The 20,301-nt window shown below is 46.5% G+C and carries 25 protein-coding genes; 9 read left to right on the top strand and 16 right to left on the bottom strand.

The window, feature by feature from the left end:
• Positions 1-346: 346 nt before the first annotated feature.
• Positions 347-3,427 (top strand): S8 family serine peptidase, encoded by a 3,081-nt coding sequence (locus JGK16_RS07185; RefSeq protein ID WP_293177374.1) that lies wholly within the window; start codon positions 347-349, stop codon positions 3,425-3,427.
• 120 nt (positions 3,428-3,547) lie between these two features.
• On the top strand, positions 3,548-3,790 hold the full coding sequence (locus JGK16_RS07180) for a hypothetical protein (protein ID WP_293177377.1): 243 nt from the start codon (positions 3,548-3,550) through the stop codon (positions 3,788-3,790).
• Here the strand turns inward: JGK16_RS07180 and JGK16_RS07175 are convergent.
• The 9 genes from JGK16_RS07175 to JGK16_RS07135 form a co-directional block, all read right to left on the bottom strand.
• Positions 3,780-4,157 (bottom strand): type II toxin-antitoxin system VapC family toxin, encoded by a 378-nt coding sequence (locus JGK16_RS07175; RefSeq protein ID WP_293177380.1) that lies wholly within the window; start codon positions 4,155-4,157, stop codon positions 3,780-3,782. The two genes, JGK16_RS07180 and JGK16_RS07175, sit on opposite strands and share 11 nt — an antisense overlap.
• On the bottom strand, positions 4,147-4,401 hold the full coding sequence (locus JGK16_RS07170) for a type II toxin-antitoxin system ParD family antitoxin (RefSeq protein ID WP_293177383.1): 255 nt from the start codon (positions 4,399-4,401) through the stop codon (positions 4,147-4,149). Before JGK16_RS07170 ends, JGK16_RS07175 begins: the two co-directional genes overlap by 11 nt.
• Before the next feature lie 63 nt (positions 4,402-4,464).
• Entirely contained in the window at positions 4,465-4,614 is a 150-nt protein-coding gene (locus JGK16_RS07165) for a hypothetical protein (protein ID WP_293177386.1), read from the bottom strand.
• A 39-nt stretch (positions 4,615-4,653) separates the two neighbouring features.
• Positions 4,654-4,986 (bottom strand): type II toxin-antitoxin system PemK/MazF family toxin, encoded by a 333-nt coding sequence (locus JGK16_RS07160; protein WP_293177389.1) that lies wholly within the window; start codon positions 4,984-4,986, stop codon positions 4,654-4,656.
• Entirely contained in the window at positions 4,971-5,165 is a 195-nt protein-coding gene (locus tag JGK16_RS07155; RefSeq protein WP_194012388.1) for a DUF2281 domain-containing protein, read from the bottom strand. The genes JGK16_RS07160 and JGK16_RS07155 overlap by 16 nt, the downstream gene beginning before the upstream one ends.
• Positions 5,166-5,409: 244 nt before the next feature.
• Positions 5,410-5,766 (bottom strand): type II toxin-antitoxin system PemK/MazF family toxin, encoded by a 357-nt coding sequence (locus JGK16_RS07150; RefSeq protein ID WP_293191872.1) that lies wholly within the window; start codon positions 5,764-5,766, stop codon positions 5,410-5,412.
• Entirely contained in the window at positions 5,766-6,053 is a 288-nt protein-coding gene (locus tag JGK16_RS07145; protein WP_293191870.1) for a hypothetical protein, read from the bottom strand. Before JGK16_RS07145 ends, JGK16_RS07150 begins: the two co-directional genes overlap by 1 nt.
• Before the next feature lie 144 nt (positions 6,054-6,197).
• Complete coding sequence (locus JGK16_RS07140; protein WP_293191866.1) at positions 6,198-6,533, bottom strand: XisI protein; 336 nt, start codon at positions 6,531-6,533, stop codon at positions 6,198-6,200.
• The gene (locus JGK16_RS07135) at positions 6,521-6,970 is read right to left on the bottom strand and encodes an element excision factor XisH family protein (RefSeq protein WP_293177449.1); all 450 of its coding nucleotides are present in this window, start codon (positions 6,968-6,970) and stop codon (positions 6,521-6,523) included. The genes JGK16_RS07140 and JGK16_RS07135 overlap by 13 nt, the downstream gene beginning before the upstream one ends.
• A 387-nt stretch (positions 6,971-7,357) precedes the next feature.
• Between JGK16_RS07135 and JGK16_RS07130 the strand changes: the two genes are divergently transcribed.
• Both JGK16_RS07130 and JGK16_RS07125 read left to right on the top strand, forming a co-directional pair.
• Complete coding sequence (locus tag JGK16_RS07130) at positions 7,358-7,591, top strand: hypothetical protein (RefSeq protein WP_293202906.1); 234 nt, start codon at positions 7,358-7,360, stop codon at positions 7,589-7,591.
• Positions 7,578-7,913: a type II toxin-antitoxin system PemK/MazF family toxin gene (locus JGK16_RS07125; protein WP_293177455.1), complete on the top strand. Its 336-nt coding sequence runs from the start codon at positions 7,578-7,580 to the stop codon at positions 7,911-7,913. Before JGK16_RS07130 ends, JGK16_RS07125 begins: the two co-directional genes overlap by 14 nt.
• Here JGK16_RS07125 and JGK16_RS07120 read toward each other — a convergent pair.
• From JGK16_RS07120 to JGK16_RS07110, 3 genes are all read right to left on the bottom strand, one after another.
• Positions 7,910-8,080, bottom strand: coding sequence for a hypothetical protein (locus JGK16_RS07120; protein ID WP_293191862.1), 171 nt, complete (start codon positions 8,078-8,080; stop codon positions 7,910-7,912). The genes JGK16_RS07125 and JGK16_RS07120 overlap by 4 nt on opposite strands.
• Positions 8,055-8,360, bottom strand: a complete 306-nt coding sequence (locus JGK16_RS07115; protein ID WP_293191859.1) for a DUF4926 domain-containing protein — start codon at positions 8,358-8,360, stop codon at positions 8,055-8,057. Before JGK16_RS07115 ends, JGK16_RS07120 begins: the two co-directional genes overlap by 26 nt.
• Before the next feature lie 202 nt (positions 8,361-8,562).
• Positions 8,563-11,118: an EAL domain-containing protein gene (locus JGK16_RS07110; RefSeq protein ID WP_293191856.1), complete on the bottom strand. Its 2,556-nt coding sequence runs from the start codon at positions 11,116-11,118 to the stop codon at positions 8,563-8,565.
• Between the two features lie 266 nt (positions 11,119-11,384).
• On the opposite strand from JGK16_RS07110, the gene dapB reads away from it, so the two are divergent.
• From dapB to JGK16_RS07095, 3 genes are all read left to right on the top strand, one after another.
• Complete coding sequence (dapB, locus tag JGK16_RS07105; RefSeq protein ID WP_293191854.1) at positions 11,385-12,212, top strand: 4-hydroxy-tetrahydrodipicolinate reductase; 828 nt, start codon at positions 11,385-11,387, stop codon at positions 12,210-12,212.
• Between the two features lie 54 nt (positions 12,213-12,266).
• Positions 12,267-12,671, top strand: coding sequence for a four helix bundle protein (locus JGK16_RS07100; protein ID WP_293177471.1), 405 nt, complete (start codon positions 12,267-12,269; stop codon positions 12,669-12,671).
• Positions 12,672-12,762: 91 nt separating this feature from the next.
• The gene (locus tag JGK16_RS07095; protein WP_293191852.1) at positions 12,763-13,476 is read left to right on the top strand and encodes a phosphate ABC transporter permease; all 714 of its coding nucleotides are present in this window, start codon (positions 12,763-12,765) and stop codon (positions 13,474-13,476) included.
• A 207-nt stretch (positions 13,477-13,683) separates the two neighbouring features.
• Here the strand turns inward: JGK16_RS07095 and JGK16_RS07090 are convergent, their stop codons facing one another.
• A complete protein-coding gene (locus JGK16_RS07090) occupies positions 13,684-14,223 on the bottom strand; it encodes a hypothetical protein (protein ID WP_293191850.1) in 540 nt (179 codons plus the stop codon).
• A gap of 471 nt (positions 14,224-14,694) precedes the next feature.
• On the opposite strand from JGK16_RS07090, the gene JGK16_RS07085 reads away from it, so the two are divergent.
• Positions 14,695-15,879, top strand: a complete 1,185-nt coding sequence (locus JGK16_RS07085; RefSeq protein ID WP_293191848.1) for a chemotaxis protein CheB — start codon at positions 14,695-14,697, stop codon at positions 15,877-15,879.
• A gap of 130 nt (positions 15,880-16,009) precedes the next feature.
• Positions 16,010-17,608 carry an ATP-binding protein gene (locus JGK16_RS07080; protein ID WP_293191880.1) on the top strand — a complete coding sequence of 533 codons (1,599 nt, stop codon included), beginning with the start codon at positions 16,010-16,012 and terminating at the stop codon, positions 17,606-17,608.
• 321 nt (positions 17,609-17,929) lie between these two features.
• Here JGK16_RS07080 and JGK16_RS07075 read toward each other — a convergent pair whose 3' ends face one another.
• The 3 genes from JGK16_RS07075 to JGK16_RS07065 form a co-directional block, all read right to left on the bottom strand.
• Positions 17,930-18,553 (bottom strand): hypothetical protein, encoded by a 624-nt coding sequence (locus tag JGK16_RS07075; protein ID WP_293191845.1) that lies wholly within the window; start codon positions 18,551-18,553, stop codon positions 17,930-17,932.
• 291 nt (positions 18,554-18,844) lie between these two features.
• Positions 18,845-19,432: a M48 family metalloprotease gene (locus JGK16_RS07070; RefSeq protein WP_366035300.1), complete on the bottom strand. Its 588-nt coding sequence runs from the start codon at positions 19,430-19,432 to the stop codon at positions 18,845-18,847.
• A 414-nt stretch (positions 19,433-19,846) separates the two neighbouring features.
• Complete coding sequence (locus tag JGK16_RS07065) at positions 19,847-20,143, bottom strand: hypothetical protein (RefSeq protein ID WP_293177485.1); 297 nt, start codon at positions 20,141-20,143, stop codon at positions 19,847-19,849.
• Positions 20,144-20,301: the final 158 nt, after the last annotated feature.

Raw genomic sequence — 20,301 nt, 5'->3', positions numbered from 1 at the left:
GCCGGAAACCGGGTTTTTTATCGATTTTAAAGGCTGCGATTCCATATTTTCGTAAAAACCAGGTTTCGGAGTCAGTCCTAATTTAAGTTGGCAAAAAAACTTTACACAAACTTTACAATCGAAAGAGGGTTTTTGGTGTAGGATAACCGTGAAGAAGCAAGAAAAACCGAAAAATTAAGCATTGACAAAGTATGAGCTCAATCGCCAACGAGACCGTTAGCAAAGCGCGGCAGATGTGAAGCGATCGCCAATACGTAAAATTTGTTAACTTTGCGTAGTTTTTCAAACAAACAGAAATTTTCAGATTATTACTTACAGATTTTTGTCAAGTAACGATTTTGGTTGAATGCGGGAGGCATTCGATCGAGTTCGTGCGATCGAAATTCATATTAATCAAGGTGGAAAGATTATGGGTTGGCTAAATTTGGGTGGCAAAAAACGCAAAGAGGCTCAAGGTTTTGGGAATTCACCGAAACGCAAAGGCCGCAAAAAATCCCGCAGTCATGTGTTGGAAAGAATTGTAACTCCGAGTGCGGGTGTTGGGGGATGGCTGGATGATTTGAATCCGCTGCATCAGTTATTCGGTTCTTTGTCGCTACCTGATTTAGATTTACCGAATTTCTTGGCTGATAGCGGTGTTTGCCCGATCGACCCTTCTACGCCAACCAACAATTTACCACCGCTGATTGATTTCGATCCGCTGGGATTGTACCATGATGGGATTGCCACTCAAACTCCTTACAATCCGGGCGGTGCGTTTGAGACTTTGCCAATTGGTATAATTCCCGTCGATCCCCATTCGCCGAATCCTAACAATCCGAATGCAATTCGTCAATTGCTAAATTTTCCCTTGGCTAATCAGCCGTTGCTGGGAAGTATTGATACGGGTGTGAGTGCGGATAGTCCTTATTTGAATTACGCGAATATTAAGAAGGGCCGCGATTATGTGGGCGGGGATGATAATCCGTTGCTGAAGCCTGGGGAAGGTAGCGAGCACGGTACTTTTATGTTGGGGATTATTGATGCAATTAATAAGACAGCGCCGAAGTGGGTGGGAAGGGCGATCGATTCTGGGAGATGGGCGGATTCTTTGGTAGAGTTTGTGGATGCTGCGAAGGCTTCGGGACAGAAAAATGCGATCGCCAATCTCAGTTTGGATTTGACTCAGAAGAATGCTGACGGAAGTGTGACAACGCGCTATGAGTTGACGACCGCAGAAAGAAGTGCGATCGAATATGCGCGGCAAAATGGCGTAATGCTGGTAGTGGCGGCGGGTAACGACGGCGGTGTGATGTCGGTTTTGGGTCAAGCTTCTCAGGAGTTTGACAATATTTTTACGGTTGGGGCTGGGGATATTAACGGGCGATCGATCTATTCTAGTTATGGCCGCGGTTTGGATATTGTGGCGGATGGTGGCACGACTGAACACCCCGGTTTATCGACTGTCGGAAATGATTTGGGGACGATGGCGGGGACTTCGGTGGCGACTGCTAAAGTTGCGGGGGCGGCTTCTTTGGTTTGGGCGGCAAATCCTGCTTTGAACTATCGCCAAGTGATGGAGATTTTGAAGTCTACGGCGAGGGATTTGGGGCCGGTTGGATGGGATGATGAGACGGGTTTTGGATTTTTGAATACGTTGGCGGCGGTGGATTTGGCGAAGAAAACGCAGCCGGAAGTGTACGAAATTCCGGCAACAGTCGTTCCTGATACTTGGAGTGGTGAAGGAAAGGTAACGCCTAGTGAAAGGGCAGTTAATTTCAACGGAAGAATCAATAATGTTGGTGATGTCAAGGTGACTGGGTGGTTGAGAATACGTTCTCAGCCTAATACTAGCTCGGCGGAAGTTGCCAAAATAACTCCTGGTACTCAACTAGAATTCTTAGATGGGCCCGTTCAAGGTGGAATGGTTACGGATACAAGCGGACTTGGTAGCAGTAACACTTGGTATCGTCTGGCTAATGGTAGCGGGTATATGTCGGCTTTGTACATTCAGAATGTTGGCTCAATACCAGCACCAACTCCGACACCAGCTCCCAAGCCTACGCCAACTCCGACACCAGCACCGGCTCCCAAACCAACACCAGCTCCGACACCTGCACCGGCTCCCAAGCCTACGCCAACTCCGACACCAGCTCCCAAGCCTACACCAACTCCCACACCAGCACCAGCTCCCAAACCAACACCAACTCCTACACCAGCACCGGTTCCCAAACCTATCCCGCAAGTTCCGATTAACTCTAATTCAGCTAACTATCGGAATGGGGCGGTTAATCCTTTTGCCTACCGCTGGCAGGGGCAATGCACTTGGTATGCCTATGGACGGATGCTGGAAACAGGATTGTTACCCCCAGATGTCAAGAAAAATGCTTTGTTCCTGGGTAATGCTGGGCTGTGGAAGAACGATGCTTTGAAGGTAGGTTTGCCTGTTACTTCTACACCAACTGCTGGGGCGCGGGGTTTAGTGGTTTGGCCGCCTAATACTAAAGGGGCTGGAAGTGTGGGTCACGTTGCCTTTTTGGAAGAGGTTTATCCCGATGGACGGGTTCGGATTACTGAGGCAAATTGGCCGACAGGTAGTGGAATTAAGGAACGAATTCTGACGCCGGCTCAATATGCTGGAGTGTCGTTTGTCCGACTAGAAAATGCTCAGACTAATTCCTATAATGCACCTCCGGCAAAGCCTGGACAGCAGCGGCAGTATGTTGTGCGTAGTGGTGATACGTTATCGGCGATCGCTCAGCGAGAACTGGGGAATGCTAACCGTTGGACGGAAATTAAGAAAGCTGATGGTAGTACATTTACCGCAGCGGAAGCACAATCGATCAAACCAGGTCAGTCGATTTATTTGCCTGTGAGTTATCAACCTGGGCCTGGTGTTTCCGTTACTCCAAAACCATCCTCTACGCCGATAGCAAATTCAGAAGTCTATGTTTACCCAGAAAGTTTTGTTGGCCCAGTTCCTCTAGGAAGCATTCGTGTTAAATCTGACCATCATCTAATTCTGGCTGGGGTCAAACGCTTGTATGAGGATAAAAAAAGGTATGGAGCTAACTTTCCCGTGGACTACTATGACCAAATCTGCCGTTATCTGTTCCAACTTGCATTAAATAAAAATGGTGGCAATAAGTTAAAAGCTTTTGAAGATTTGAGAGATATCTCCGATGGAAAGTTTGGATGGGACTTTCAAAATCACTACACCAAGCTTGTTGGCACAGACAAGAAAAATGGTTGGGATAAAGTCAGACACTTTGCTCACAGTGCTTATCACCGCTACACAAAAGGTCATCCAGCAGCAGCTATCATAACTCGTGCTAAAGAGTTTAACGATCTGGTTGAATCATGGTTTGGTCAAGATCCTGAAGGTTGGAGTGATGATGACATGGTTGCTAACTATAAAGGAATCAATTTTGCCGCAGAACACGGTTGATTAATTTTCCTTAGATTGAGATCCGATTGCTGTTTGGTGTTTATGGACTAAAAGGGCGAGCGCACTTTCTCCCCCGCCTGAAAAGTGCACTCGTCCCTTTGGAATAAGTCAAAAAGTGCGATGCTTGCGATTGCAGATGACCGATCGTCCTTTCCTTCTCTTTCTCAAAAAAGGGCGATCTATCTCCTCAACTCAACGTCGGCCCGATCGCCCTTTTGGTTACGAATATTTTTGCAGGGAAGAGCGATCGCCCTTCATCTATACCAGATGCCAAACGTGCGATCGCCCTTTTGGAATAAGTCAAAACGTGCGATCGCTTGTTTGGGATGGAGAGGGCGATCGTTGGCAATCTCTACCAATTAATTACAGTTAAACTTGTTACCTTTGCAAACTCTCGATCGGCTGTCACCAAAGTTGCTGAATTTTGGATTGCCATTGCTGCAATAACCGCATCCGGCAGTTTCAAGCGATGTTGCTGGCGAATTTCAATGATTTTCTCAATCAAAATAGCATCCATCGCCACTAAACCAAGAACCTCCACTCGTTGCAGAAACTGCTCAAAAATCTGACGATCGTCTTGAGTTAGCCCAGGAAATACCAGAAACTCAATTTGGCTAATAACTGAAACTCCAAGCCAATCAGCATCTTTCAGTAATTCAACCAGTTGAATATTCCCTTGAAGCAAAGCAACGATCGCATTCGTATCCAACACATAGCGATTACCACTCATCGCGTAGATTCCTCTGCATTGTTACTGCATCTCCCCGCCAAGTTAATCGCCCTACCAAATCCGAAAAATCATAGCAGGCTTTATGCTTGCCTTCTGACGAAACCGGATTCAAAACAACTAAAATTTCCCGTTCTTTTAGCAATCGTAATCCAGCCAGAATTACTTCAGAAGCAGATGAGTACCTACCGTTTTTGACTGTTGATTGAACAAACTGCTCTAGTTCAGGAGTTAAGGATATATTCATGATGTTGAGTCACCTATTTGAGTCAACTACTCTCCCCATAATAACAAAAATTATCCAATTTTGTTATTTAACATTTTTGTCTACAGGAAGATGGCGCGATCGCCCTTCATCTATAGCAGATGCCAAACCAGCGATCGCCCTTTTGGAAGGAGTCAAAACGTGCGATCGCTCTTTCCAGCCCAAAATGGCGATCGCACAACACAACATAGTCAAACAGTATTTTAAGCAGAGGGAACGCTTGACAATAGAGAATTACTGCTGAATAATTTCAACAATCTTAGCGATCGCCTCGTTTAACTTTTCAGTTTTAAGCTGACCGGCTTTATAAAGTATAATTCCTCGATCTGCGGTAAACAAGCGATTAGGTCTAATGTTGCTAATTTGGTTAAGTCCGCCCTCGCTAAAATCACTACTTTCAAGAGTGATAGCATAGCGATCGGCGATCTTTTGGCTAGTAATCTGACAAAGAATTATATCGTCTCCTGCCAAAGTTGCGATTACTAGAGCCGGTCGGCGCTTGGCTTGTGTTAAATCTGAAAATGGGAATGGAACAACTACTACATCACCTTTTACAAATTCTGCCATGCTTCATCCTCTTCTAACTTTAACCAGTCTTTTTCCAAAGAAGATTCACTGAGCAGGCTTGCTTCTAACTTATCTTTATTGTATTTTAATTTGAGGAATTGCAGGAAATTCCAAACTTCTTCTAATATAAATTCTGGAATATTCTCTACTTCCTTAAGGAGTAATTCTTTAGCGTTCATCTCATTTACCTAGAAAAATATACTAATTGAGGTCATGCGTAACTCCTATCTATTATAGCATCCTTGAGATTAGCAGCTCATCGCGCAGATTCCTCTGCCTCCTCTGGCTCAACATCAGCAACTTTAGCCAATTATAGCAGGATCGCCTTGCTTGTAAGCGCAGATAAGCGATCGCCCTTTTGGAATAAGTCAAAAAGTGCGATTCCCTACGGGATAGCTTCGCACGCGCTTACTTCAACTCATTCTATTCTTCTACATTTTCAAATTCATCCATTTGCAATGTATACTGCAATGCCACCTGTAATCTTGATACATAATCTGCTGAAAGAGTGCCCATTTTTTTGATTAATCGCTCTCGATCTATCGCTACTATTTGATAGCAAAGCACGACTGAATCTTGTGGTAAACCACCTTCACCAGTCGGCAAAATAATTGTCCCTGGTATTTTAGCACGCCGCAGATTACTTGTTACGGGAACTACGATGACTGTTGTAGTAAAGCGGTCTAATGTATCTCGCTGTACAACAATGACTGGTCTAATTCCTGCTTGTTCTGAGCCTCTCGAAGGATTCAAATCTGCCAAATAAACATCTCCTAGCATCAGATTTTATCCAGTTGTTGAAGTCTCAGCATATAATCACTTAAGGCAACTTCTGCCAACTCTAAATCTTCTGCCGCAAACTCAGATTTTAGTACCGCAGCTTCCTCATCAGAAATGGCATCCCACTCTCGAAATAATTGCCTTTTTTTAGCAAATTTTTGATTGGGTTGAGTGGCTTGCTGTTTCTGGGCCAGATATTTCCCGATCGCCCGATCGAGTTCCTGTAACTCTAAAATTTCCAGCATTTCAAGCTGATTGACAATTTGGTTGAGGATTGCCTGTGACATCGGTTTTCACTTTTTGTGCTTGCCTACTTTGTCTATTATACAACTATTACCGTCAGTCGATTGGCGATCGCCCTTTTGGAATAAGTCAAAACGTGCGATCGCCCTTTACCCCTTTTTCTCAACCAAGGGATCTCGCCCTTTACCTCAAGCAATTGCAAAATCAGTCAACTTCCGGTCTTCATAATGGTAAAAAGCCAGCACAATATCTTTTTGAAAAACCCCTCGATCCAGCAAATCCTGAGTCACCCCCTCCTCAGTTTCATCTCGTTCAATCCAGAGTTTGCCCTCGAAAATTCGCAGATGCACGATAGTGCTGTGAACTCGCCGATCGCCATTCCATCCAAAACTAACCAGCAAATAATGGTCGCGATCGCTATCATAAACCGCCGACATATCGCTCTGCCCGAAACTAGGTTTGTAGCGGGCATATTCGTCGATTACTTCTCGCGCGATCGATCGATACTGAGTCAACTTTTCCATAGTACAATCTCCTCTAAGTCGGGATTGAAAACAATCAAAGGGAATTGTCGTTCTTTAACAAATTCCTGAATCGACGGACGCTGAAAAAAGTTTTCATACGTGCGTTTCGGAATGGCAAGATATAGAGTACGATCGGGCTCCAGCCGTGCCATAAAACTCGAATATAGATAGTATTGTCCAACGGCTCGTTCGAGATCGGTCACTGGGGAAGGACTGATAAATACCTTCACCTCAACAGCAATTTTTCGCTCACTCCTCTCGGCGGCAATTAATTTTTCGGCTCCTAGATCCGCGTAAACAGTCAAGTCTTCAAATCTAATAGTGAAAGGATCGTGAGTAATTGTCCAGCCGTCTTTAATGAGAGCGGCTTTAACGACATTATGGTAGATATCTGTGGCATAAACTAGCTCAAAACACCCCTCTAATCTAGTATACACTGGTGCAATAGTGCAATACAAACTGAATATCTCGCCATTGCCCTTTATTTCGGAAGCGGAAATAAAAGGCGATCGCCTTTTTGGAATAAGTCAAAACGTGCGATCGCTTTTTGCCTATTTTTGGCTATATGGAAAGGGCGATTCACGCTCGGGATAGCTCCGCACGCGCGGTCTTGTGGATGGAGAGGGGCGATCGCTATGAGTGGGATGGAAAGGTCGATCGCTTTTCTCGACCGAGGAATCTCGCTTTTTGGTTCGAGGAGGGGCGATCATTTTTCTAAGGAATGGAGCAAATTAATCGTAGAAAAACGGGTCAAAGCCTGTGTCCCTAGAACGTCAAAATATGATAAACTTAGTAAAAGCACTCGCCTTCAAGATATCCAAGCCATGAAGCTTATTTCTTTGTCAGCACATTTTGATGGGCAATCTATTCAGCTAGATGAACCCTATAAGCTTGAACCAAACATAAAACTAATTGTCACAGTCCTCCCGGAACAATTAGCAGAACGCGAAGCCTGGTTGTGGTTGTCAAGGCATCAACTAAACAATGCTTACAGTCAGGACGATGATTACCCGAGCAATGCAATTAAAACACTAAATCCTGACTATGCAGGAAGCTGATGTTGTTCTCACCCCAATACCCCAAACTGACGGGACAACTAAAAATCGTCCAGCCATCCTTCTGAGGGAACTCCCACCTTATAGAGATTTTTTAGTGTGTGGTGTTAGTACCCAACTAAATCAACAGGTTCCAGGTTTTGACGATATTATTTCCCCCTCTGACTCAGACTTTGCTGCCAGCGGTTTACGGTCTCAATCCTTGATTCGGTTAGGTTTCCTTGCTGTATTACCTCGCAATCAAATTATCGGTTCTATTGGAGCTATTTCCTCAGAGCGACATCAACGCTTACTAAAAACTCTGAGTGATTATCTTGTGAATTAGGGAGAAGGGCGATCGCTCTTTTTTTCATGGAAAGGTCGATCGCCCTTTTTTTCATCGAAAGGTCGATCGCCCTCGATCGCTTTTTCACGGGCGAAGGGCGAGATCCTTTTTGATATAAGCGATCGCCCTGACAACAACTCGCTATCTCCCAGACAAAGAACGTGCAAACTCTAAAACTTCTATCTGACGTTCGTCTGACAAACGTCCAACCATCGCAGCTAATAGCTCAGATACAGACAACCAATGCCTTTCTTTCGACTTCCAAACAACTAAAAACTGCTCCGTAGACAGAGTACATAAAGCTATCATTTCGCCAGAGCAATCGCTAAATTCTACTTCGTAATTTCCCTCATCATAACAATCTACAATAGCCCCTCTAACACCTAGGTGTAAATTAGATTCAGGCAATGTTACTAACAATTCGACTGCATCAAATAATTCTGGCACGATCGTGCTTACCTCCGAACGAATAGTGTTAAATGGGGTACATCTGGTTTTTGAAGAGGGCGAAGCATGACCGCATATAAGTTATTAGTTATTATCTCATATTGACTGCGGTCATGCTTCGCCCCTACGGATATATTCGCTTGCATTGAGATACACCCGTTAAATGACTAATGACTGCTGACTAATGACTAATAACTAACAACTACCACTGCGGTTCAGAAGCCATTAAAGCAGTCGCATCATCGCTCGGTAATGGCTTAGCAAAAAAATAACCTTGGCCGTATTCGCAGCCGATCGCCCTTAACCTAGCTAATTGCGCCGCCGTCTCCACACCCTCAGCAATCACATCCATTCCCAAAGCGTGGGCCAGGGTGACTATTGTTCGGACGATCGCCACATTCTCTCCCTCACCCAACTCCATCAGCCCGACAAACGACTTATCAACCTTCAAAGTATCCGTAGGAAACCGACTCAAATAACTCAACGACGAATAACCAGTGCCAAAATCATCAATTCCCAATTTGACATTTAAGGCTTTCATCTGCTTCAAAACCCCGATCGCCGATTCGACATCATCCATCACCACACTCTCAGTAATCTCCAACTTCAAACTCTCGGCACTCAAACCCGTTTCTGCCAAAATAGCCTGAATGCGATCGACCAAATCCGGCTGAGCAAACTGCTTCCCAGATAAATTTACACTCATAATCAAAGGGCGATCGAAATCAAACATTTCCTCCCACAGTCGCAACTGCCGGCAAGCTTCCTCCAGCACCCACTCACCAAGCTGCACAATTGCCCCTGTTTCCTCAGCCACCGGAATAAACTTGACCGGCGAAATCAAGCCCCGCTGGGGGTGCTGCCAGCGCACCAAAGCCTCAAACCCAATAATCCTCCCGCTAGCCAAAGACACAAAGGGCTGGTAGTGCAGCAAAAACTCCCGACGCTTCAGGGCCATCCGTAAATCTGTTTCCAACCGCAACCTCTCCAACGCCAAATCGTGCATCGAAGCATTAAACACCTGATACCTTCCCGTTCCCAAAGCCTTCGCCCGGTACATCGCCGTGTGGGCGTCTCGCAGCAAGTGTTCCGGCTGTTCCCGGGTGGTAGCAGTTGGTTCGCCCCCCACCGCAATTCCGATACTCGCCGTGACAAACACCTCCTGCCCTCTCACGTCAAAAGGCACAATTAAAGCTTGGTGAATTCGATCGGTCAAATCGATCGCATTCCCCAGATCGACATTCCTCGCCAAAATCGCAAAATCGTCACCCCCCACCCGCGCCACAGTATCCGCGCGAGCAATACTTGCCCTCAGCCTCCGCACCACGGCCATCAACAGTTCGTCCCCTACCAAATGACCTAGAGAATCATTAATTACCTTAAATCGGTCTAAATCAATAAACAGCACTGCAAACAGATAGCTGTGGTGGCCTTTATTGTGGGCGATCGCCCGCCCCAAACATTCCACAAACAAATCCCGGTTCGGCAAACCCGTCAGACAGTCGTGAAAAGCATCGTAAAGCTTCCTGTAAGCGCTGACGCCCACACCAGTCACCACCAAACCCAAAGCCGGCGACACCAGCGGCACCCACCCACCCTCAATAAAAATCGCAAAACTAATTCCCAACAGCCCCATCAACAGCGCACCCCCAACCAATGCTGCCCTCGCCGGGTGCACAATCCGCCAAGCCACAACCCCGCCAAGCACAGCCCAAGAAGCGTTCCACAAAATTTCCGCCCATTGCGGCCAGATCCAAAACAGCGATCGCCCCTCCAAAACGGCACTCAATATTTGGCTGAGCATTTGGGCGTGCAGGATCACCCCCGGCATTTTCGGAGTTTGTTTTTGAACCGGACTGTAGGGCGTCAGAAACACGTCTCTGGTACTAGGTGCTGTCGTTCCGATCAGCACAATTTTGTCCTTTATCCAGGTTGGGTCAATTTCCCCCTTCAATACCTGCGACATACTGACTTGTCGCGCTACATTATTGGCAGAACGGTATTTGAGCAGAATTTGGTAGCCTCTGGCATCAAGATTTGCATAGCCGCCGCTGTCAGATTTTAAAGGCACAAATTCTGCTTTGCCCCAGTTGATTTGGTGGGGATGGACAGGGCTATCTGTGGGCTGCACGCTGTTTTTGAGATACAGCAAAGCCAGTTGCAGAGAAAACGACGAAACAGTAGTCTTGTTTGCTTGCGAGACTGAGAGTAAATGGCGGCGCACCACGCCGTCAGCGTCGAGCACGAAGTCGTTAAAACCGATTCGATCGGGCGGTATTCCTTGGGGCGCCGGGACTCCCGGACTTTCTGCATCGCTCATTTTGGCGATCGCCACTACATTCGGTGCTTTCAGCTTGACCAGCAATTCTTCGTGTCCCGGTGGTTGCGGCAAATCTCGGTACAAGTCCAAACCGATGACTTTTGGCTGGTACTTTTGCAATTTTGTCAAGGTTTGGGCGATCGCACCGTCGGAAACCGGAAATCTCCCCAAAGCTTGAATATCTGCCTCGGAAATTCCCACTATCAGCAGCCTCGGATCCCTGCCCGCATCGGGCTGCAAGCGTACTAACGAGTCAAAACTGCCCAATTCCCAGCTTTGCAGCCATCCCAACCGTTGAACTCCCAGATTCAGCAGCGTTACAGTAGCACCCGCCAGCATTGCAGGCAAAATTCTGACCCGGCGGCCTGGAGAACTCAGATCGAGGCCAGTGGCGACAGACAGTACAGAACGAAGATTTCGAGAGAATTTGGGAGTCACAGAAAAAATATATGGGTGCAAATTCGCTTCGCACAAGTCTGTTCCACAGAATTGAGCTTATTATGAGATTGAGTGTAATTTTTTCAGAAATTGTGCCGAAACCGAGTTTATTTAAGTTAATTACTCGATTTTGCCAAGTATTTCGGGAGGGGAAACCGGGTTGTTGAAGATTTGCCGACAAGTCCTGTTTTTTATTCCCCTGTTTCCCTAAATTCCCACAAGCGTTAAAATTTAGTCGATCGAAGTTTCAGGATATTTTTGAGATTATGGCGAATCAACTTCCGATTCCGGTGATTGTTAACGGTGCTGGTGGCAAGATGGGCCGCGAAGTAATTAAGGCGATCGCAAATGCTGATGACATGACTTTATTTGGGGCTGTAGACCGTTCTCCTGAGTGCCTCAACGCCGATGCGGGGGAATTAGCCGGATGCGGCCCGTTAGAAGTTCCGGTAACAGACGACTTGCAAGGAATGCTGGTATTAGCATCTCAGGAAAAGCAATTAGGCGTGATGGTAGATTTTACGCACCCTTCGTCTGTTTATGAAAATGTGCGATCGGCTATAGCTTATGGTATACGGCCAGTAGTTGGGACTACAGGATTGAGCAGCAAGCAAATTGATAAGTTAGGTGAATTCGCTGACAAAGCCAGCATCGGCTGTTTGATTATACCCAATTTCTCGATCGGCATGGTTTTGCTACAACAAGCAGCCGTCACCGCATCTCAGTATTTTGAACACGTAGAAATTATCGAGCTGCACCACAATCAAAAAGCCGACGCTCCCAGTGGCACGGCGATTCAAACTGCTCAAATGCTAGCAGAATTGGGAAAAACTTTCAATGTGCCCGAAGTTGAGGAAACTGAAAAAATAGCGGGAGCTCGTGGTTCGGTGGCCGATGAAGGGATTCGGATTCACAGCATCCGTTTGCCCGGTTTAATTGCCCATCAAGAGGTAATTTTTGGTGGGCCAGGTCAAGTTTATACTTTACGACACGATACGAGCGATCGGGCTTGTTATATGCCGGGAGTTTTGTTATCGGTGCGAAAAGTGCTGGAATTGCGATCGCTCGTTTACGGATTGGAAAAAATACTCTAGGGAATAGGGAATGGGGGATTGGGAATTGGGGATTGGTAATAGAGGGGTGTAGATATGGCAAGACCTGATTTTGAGGATTTGGATGTTTACAAATTGGCTGAAAAGCTAGCAAATGAGGTTTGGTTTATTGTCAAACAATGGGATTATTTCACGAAAGATACTATGGGCAACCAAATTGTACGAGCCGCCGATAGTGTTTGTGCTAATATCGCAGAAGGACGCGGCAGGTACAATCATCAAGACAATCGGCGTTTTGTTAAAATTGCCAGAGGCTCTTTGTATGAAACAATCAGTTGGTTGAGATTGGCATATGCCCGAAAGTTGTTAGCAGATGAACAAGTCATAAAAATTCAACCAATAATCGATGAATTGCCACCAAAACTCAATGCTTATCTAAACTCAATTGGTGGTAAAAAAGATCGAATAAGTGATGAAAAAATTGAGATAGATCGCCAATAAAAAATCTCCCCATTCCCCATTCCCCATTCCCCATTCCCCATTCCCCATTCCCCATTCCCCATTCCCCATTCCCCATTCCCCATTCCCCATTATGCTAATTCCCTTAACTCGCGAAACCTTTCAAGAACTAATTCCCCCCGTGGCTACCGGAGCACAATACAAACATATTTGGGGGAAACCGCCCGATTTTTTAAGGCGAATATTAATTTCTGCGGTAGCTGTAGTTCTCTTGCTAGTAGTTTATAATTTTGCCGGTTCCGATGTCGGGCCTCTAGTTTTAATTGTCGGATTGATCGCTGGTTTGTACTGGCTGTGGGGGCCGATTTTCTGGGCTAGTTTGCGGAATGCAGAATGTCGTAAATATAAATACTGCGGCTTTTGGCAAGGGCGAATATTGGATGTTTATATCACCGATGAAGTCACAAGTCAAGAAGAAACAGTCAATCAAAAAGGACAACTTGTAATTGTTGACAACCTAGAACCGCGAATTAATTTAGAAGTTGGCGACAAAACCGGATTTACTACTACGCTTCGAGCTCCATTGCAGAAAAGTCATCAGGGAATTGTCCCCGGTCAAGCTGCTTTAATGTTAATCATGTCGAATCAAGAAGATTTGGGCAGAATTGCCAAAGTTTCGGATATTTACATTCCCAGCCGCGATGTGTGGGTGAGCGATTATCCTTATTTGCGTAAGGATTTGTTTGTGGAAATGAGCCAGCAAATTAAAAAAGGCAGACAGAAAAAAGGGCGAGATACTGACGATCAAGGCAGAAAGGTGAAAAGGCGATCGTCCGCTGATTATTGAACAAAAAAATAGGTTCGTAGTGAGGACTTTAGTCCGCATCCAAATCAAATGAATTGAGGCTGTGGCGTTGTCAACGGTGTTGTTCACAAAGGACAGGGTGCGTCAGACAAAACAACCAGCAATGCAAAAAAAATTAACTTCCTGACGCACCCTACAAACATCCAAAAACCTTATAATTGCGATCGCACAAAACGTGCTTTCACGGCATTACTGCGGCTTAGTTTCCGATGATTTTTGAATGTTTTGTGCGGCGCGAGGATAAGCCTCCTTAAGAATCGCCTTAACTTTTGGCTTCTGTTCAGCAGTGAGATTGATTTCAGTCAAAGCTTGACGCATTTTTTCACCAGACTTCAGCTTAGCGCTCAACTGTTTGTATTGCTCAGCCGTGAGTACCTTGGCAAGTTTTTCACTAACTTCCTTGCGCTTCTGTGCCCGTTCAGCATCAGAAAGTTTTGGTTTCTTGGTATCTGTCGGATTTGCAGCCACCACATCAGGCTTAGCATCTTTGGAAGCAGCAGCATCGGCTTTGGTTTCCGATGAACCTGCGGGATTTGTAGCAGTCGCGTCAAGCTTAGCATCTTTGGAAGCAGCAGCATCGGCTTTGGTTTCCGATGAACTTACGGGATTCGCCTTAGTCTGGCTGGGTTCAGAAGCTTCAGGAGTGTTGGGTGGCGCACAAGCCGACAAACCGCCAATCAACATGACACCGGCTAGAATAAATGCTGGTGCGATCGTAGTTCTTTTCATGATTCACTGCCTCTAGTTAACCTTGTTCATCAAAGTTATAGCCTAAAATCGATCGGCGCATGACCCAAGACTCCTAACCTCACCAGTCAAAAAGCACATGGGGCTTGTGACTTTTTTCCTAGTCCCACACCCCAAAATCAGTCGAAAAAGCTCTAGCAAGTGCGATCGCGCTTTCGCTAAGCTGTTATGGCAAAAGGGGAGAATGGGAGAGTGGGAGAGTGGGAGAGTGGGAGAGTGGGAGAGCAATGGAAGCAATTAGGGGCGTAGTGGCGATCGAAGAAGCCCGTCGCGATGCAGAATTAGAAGCAACGATTTAAGCAGTAGGTTCAGCCTTGGGAGTTGTCGGCATAGTAGCCAGCGTTGCTCCCTACTTTATTGAGTTATTTGAGAAGGCGGCTCGACCTTAGGGTAGTATATTGTGATAAAGTTGAGACCCACAATTCGCAGTCAGTAGAAGTTCTGCGATCGAACATGAATCCTAAAAAATCTGCCAAGAAATCTCCGCCTAAACCTAAAGCTGATATCGCAGCCGAGGGAAAGCAACAGGACGATCGCCAGGAATTATTTCCAGTGGTGGGAATTGGAGCGTCTGCGGGTGGATTGGAAGCTTTTATGGAATTGCTGAGCCATTTGCCGATCGATACAGGCATGGCTTTTGTGATGATTCAGCATATGTTACCGACTCAGGAAAGTTTGTTGACCGAGATTTTAGCTCGATCGACCTTAATGCCCGTAAATGAGGTGACAGATGGGGTAACTGTAGCACCGAATCAGGTATACGTCATCCCCCCGAATGCCAGCATGACGATCGAATCCGGGCTGCTGAAGCTAACGCCCCGCGGCAGGGGACGCGGGGCGTTTATGTCCGTCGATACATTTCTGATTGCCCTCGCCGCGGAAAGGGGGAACAAAGCCATCGCCGTCGTTCTCTCCGGGGGCGACGGCGACGGGGCCAGAGGATTAGAAGCGATTAAAGGCGCCGGCGGTATTACTTTTGCTCAATCCGAAGCATCGGCACAATTCACCAGTATGCCACACACTGCGGTGGCGACCGGTCAGGTAGACTTTATCTTGAGGCCGGAACAAATTGCCCAAAAGATCGCCGAAATCGGCTGTCATCCCTACATTGCCGATCGAGCTGCGATCGAATCAGCAGTCAGCCAAGATGCGATCGCCACGATCTACAATTTACTGCTATTGGCTACAGGAGTTGACTTTACTCACTACAAGCAAACTACCTTGAAACGGCGGATACAGCGGCGGATGTTGCTCTACAAGCTGGAACGGATCGAAGATTATGCTGCATATCTCCAAAACACTCCGACAGAAGTCACGGCGCTGTATGGCGATGTCTTAATTCACGTCACCAGCTTTTTTCGGGATTCCGAAAGCTTTGATGCTCTAAACAGCAAAGTGTTTCCCGAAATCGTCAAAAATAAATCGCCGAAGTCGCCGATCCGAATTTGGATTGCCGGTTGTTCCACGGGCGAAGAAGCTTATTCGATCGCCATTTGCTTGCTAGAGTTTTTAACAGAGCGAGACATCGATTTGCCGGTGCAGATTTACGCTACAGACATCAGCGACAGCGCGATCGCGATCGCCCGCAGCGGCTTTTATAGAACCCATTTGACATCTTTGAGGCTGCAAGCCTTTTAATCATCCGCCTCATCAAACAAAGATTAACTTTGGTGGTGTAGGGATGAAGCTTCGAGGGAACAATCGCTGCTAAAAACCCGATGTTTGATGTCCAAATGCTTCATCCTCCCCTATGGGGGCGATTTAAAAGATCTCAAATGGATTCTATACTAGCAGTCAAGTCGCGGATGTTTCGAGGGAACGCTTGCAGCGGTTCTTTGTTCAAGTCGAGGGCGGATATCAAATCGCCAAACAGGTGCGCGAACTCTGTGTTTTTGCCAGACAAAATTTGATTAACGATCCGCCGTTTTCGCGGATGGATTTGATTAGTTGTCGGAATGTGCTGATTTATCTGGGATCTTTGTTGCAGAAAAAACTGCTGCCAATGTTCCACTACGGACTCAGCCCCGAAGGCTTTTTGCTGTTAGGTACTTCGGAAACGATCGGTGAATTTGCCGAATTGTTTGGGCTGTGCGACCAAAAAAACAAAATTTATGTCAAAAAACAGTTATCGCATTGGCTGAGCATTGATTTAACTGCCAGCCAAAATCCTCTGACAGCCATCAACCCTCCACTGCTGGTGACGCCAAGCTGGAACGAAATGGAAATGGAGAAACAAGCCGATCTAATTGTTTTAAATGAGTATGCCCCCGTCGGCGTCGTAATTAACAGCGCCAGCGAGATTTTGCAATTTCGAGGACAGACGAGCAGCTATTTAGAACCGGCTCCGGGTAAGGCGAGCTTTAATTTGCTGAAAATGGCAAAATCGGGATTGCGCCTCGAATTGCGGGGTGCAATTCAACAGGCAAAAAATCAGCAGTTGCCGAGCCAACGCACAGGCTTGCAAATTATCGAGGTTGAGCAAATTGAGCTAAATCCAGTCATTGAAAATGCGATCGAGGTGGTTCGTTTGGCGGCAGCAGCCAAAAATATTCAACTTGAATCGAGGATCACTCCTTTATCCCTAAAACTGTTGGGCGATCCAAGCCGCTTGCAACAGGTACTGTGGAATTTACTATCAAACGCGATTAAATTCACCCCAGCCGGAGGCAGAATAGACATCTCATCAGACTACATTGATGGCATGGCTCAAATCCAAATTCGCGATACTGGTAAAGGCATTGACGCTAATTTTCTCCCCTATGTGTTCGATCGCTTCCGTCAGGCGGATAGTAGCTATTCTCGAAGCAACTCTGGATTGGGCCTAGGACTCTCGATTGTCTATCATTTGGTAGAACTCCACGGCGGTAGTATTCGTGCAGAAAGTGGCGGTGAGGAACAAGGGGCAATGTTTACCCTCAGGTTGCCGCTGCTAGCAGATATGGAAAAAAGTTCGGCGCTTTGTGTTGTAGAAGCAGTAGATGTTGCTAGTCAGCCTGTAGCGGCAATGGCACAGATTCCATCCTTGGCTGGTGTACGAGTGCTGCTGGTGGATGACGAAGCATATCTGCGTCAGTTATTCACAACCATGCTGGATGAGTATGGAGTTGAAACTAGCGCAGCGGCATCAGCAACTGAGGCGATCTCAATGTTGAGAGCAAATCCCGATCGATACGATCTACTTCTTTCTGATATTGGAATGCCAGAACAAGACGGTTATTCGCTGATGCGGCAGATTCGGACACTGAGTGTGGAGGAAGGGGGAGAAATTCCTGCTGCGGCGATCACGGCCTATGCTAAAGATGACGATCGTCGATCGCTGCGGGTTTTCAGATTCATGTCGCTAAGCCGATCGATTCAGCTCAATTAGCATAGATCGTGGCTTCTTTAACTGGGCGAATTTAGGAATGAGAATTAAATAACTTACAATTTTAATTATTATTGTGGGATGGGCGTCCCGCCCGTCCTTTCTGGACGGGCGGGACGCCCGTCCCACAAATATGTGTAAATTATTTAATTCGCGATCTCAAAAAGGTGAGGTATGACTGACAGGTTATATAACCACTGAAACCAAGAGGGCTCTCTTCCCAACAACGTCCGCGAATCTTTCGCTAGATCCGCTATATCATTCCGTTTATATCATTCCGATGCAAACGGATTTGATATGAAGAACTGATTATATCAATTCCGATTACTTCTCCGAATCGCCGCGATCTGACTTGTCAAAAAACGCCGTTAGCGAGTTCCAAGCAGACTTAGCAGTCTCTTTCAATCGAGCACCAATCGACTCAATTTCTCCCACAACCACGTGCCAATTCTTTTCAGTTTCCTTGTGAATGTGCTCAACAGCTTGATCGATGCGATCGCGTTCGACTAATTTATTTTGTTCCACCGCTTCCCGCGCTTGTCGAACCGCTTTCAAATAAGCTTCGCGACTGACTTCGCCGGCATCTTGCACCTGGGCTTGAGCTCGCGTTTTAATCGCATCCACCACCAGCCAATTTTTCTCGGATTCCTTTTTGAGTAGGCTGACAGCCTCAGTCATTCTCTCTTTGGCGATCGACTTATTTTGTTCGATCGCGCCTGAAGCCTTTTGGAGGGCTTTCAAATAAGCTTCGCGGGTGAGATCGCCGGCTGCTTGGACTTCGGCGGCGGCGCGTTTTTTAATTGCTTCAAACAAAGCGGCTGTTTCTGCGATCGCTTCGGGCGTAGCATCCGGCATCTCTTTTTTAACAATCGCCGTCGTTTCGGGAGTAGCCTCTACAATTGTTACTTCAGTTACTTCAGTTACTTCATTCAAATTTGGATCAGTCATTGCGATATCTCCTTTGGTAATCCGCAAACACAGACTTTGTTATGTACTGCCAGAATTAATTCTGGCCCTTAAGACTTTGTACCAGAAAGAATTGGTTGAAAGCCCCAAGCCTTTGAGGGAGAAATTAAAATCAGACTATTCATTACTCGATTCCTCGGACTTCTAGGTAGAGGTCGCTTTTAAACTGTCAACTGTCAACTGTCAACTGTCAACTGTTGAACCATAGCACCAGAACTCATGCTGGCTGTTAAAACTTTCGATTTGTAGCGCCACAATTCATTCTAACACTTATTAATAAGAACCAGTCAATTCTTGTTCCAGCTTCATCAAATTTTCAATCCGCGATTCCGTAGTTGGATGAGTCGAAAACAAACTTCTAAACCAATCACCAGCAGACGAATTCACAATCAACAGCGGCGCAAAAGCTGGATTACCATCTAAAGGCATTTGCCGCGCCCCACTTTCCAACCGCTGCAAAGCCCTCGCCAAAGCCCTTGGATTGCCCGTTAACCGGGCAGCCCCCGCATCCGCCGAAAACTCCCGCGTGCGCGAAATGGCTAGCTGAATCACCGAAGCAGCCACCGGTGCGAGGATAATTGTCAGCAGCAACCCTACAGGATTCGGGCTGTTGCGATCGTCCCTACCCCCAAACCACATACTGTAACTCGCCATTTGCGCCAACCACGAAATCGCCCCCGCCACCGTAGCCGCCACCGCTTGCGTCAGCGTATCGCGGTTGTTAATGTGAGTAAGTTCGTGGGCAATAACTCCTTCGAGTTCGTCCTCTGAAAGCATACTCATAATCCCTTCTGTCACCGCAACCGCCGCGTGTTCGGGATCGCGCCCGGTAGCAAAAGCGTTAGCAGACGCAGTGGGAATAATTTGACACTCCCCGGCAGTCAGGGCGCGGGGATTCTTGGTTCACAGACATACCTTAAAATTGTCCATCATGAAGGCAATACTTAAACCAAAAACCCGTTCGATAGAACCTGTGTTTTGAGCCTAAGAAAGAACAATCCCAGAGGGCTTATCTCCCCAAGCGATAGAGAGTTTCCTCTCTTGTTCCCGTGTGTCCCACGGTACGTTTAATATTCAAGATTTTAGTTTTCTGGTCTGGGTTACGTTAGTTACCCTAGCTATGTTTTTCGTGGTGTTCGCCACCCACTAACCATTATTATTTCCCGACCTGTCGTTTGAGCTTAGTGTCTCATGTGTATCGGCGGTTATTCTACCTGTAGTATTACTCTATTATACCATCTTGAACAAGAAATTTAGATAATTAAATCCGTCCTTTTAGGACGGGGCTTTAGACCCAATTTTCTGGTAAACTCCCGGCATCGGTAAATTAGCGCGCTGGGCCAGCCTTTCCACCATTGTATAAAGTCCCGGCGCTTGGCTGGCAGTTATCGGCACAGCCCCGTAAGCTGCCAAAGCGATTTTATCCGAGTAAAACCACGAACCTAAGTTCATGGCGGCGGCCAAACCAATGCCGATAATTGCACCGCCCGAACCGCCGATTACCCAATAGCTAACGGTAATTAACAGCGCACTTAACAAGCCTAACAAAGCAGCAGTTTTAATTTGATTCATTTCGGGACTCTCCCTGAAAGCACTCATTCAGTTGACAGTTGACAGTTGACAGTTGACAGTTGACAGATTAGAGCGACCTCTACCTAGAAGCAAGAGGATTGGAGTAATGAATAGTCTGATTTTAATTTCTCCCGATCGGGAAGAGGCTTTAAACCAAT

Source organism: Microcoleus sp. PH2017_09_SFU_O_A, assembly GCF_020738625.1.
Classification (GTDB): Bacteria; Cyanobacteriota; Cyanobacteriia; order Cyanobacteriales; family Microcoleaceae; genus Microcoleus.
The sequence above is the reverse complement of the archived record's forward strand: the minus strand, read 5'-3'. Positions and strand labels throughout refer to the sequence as shown.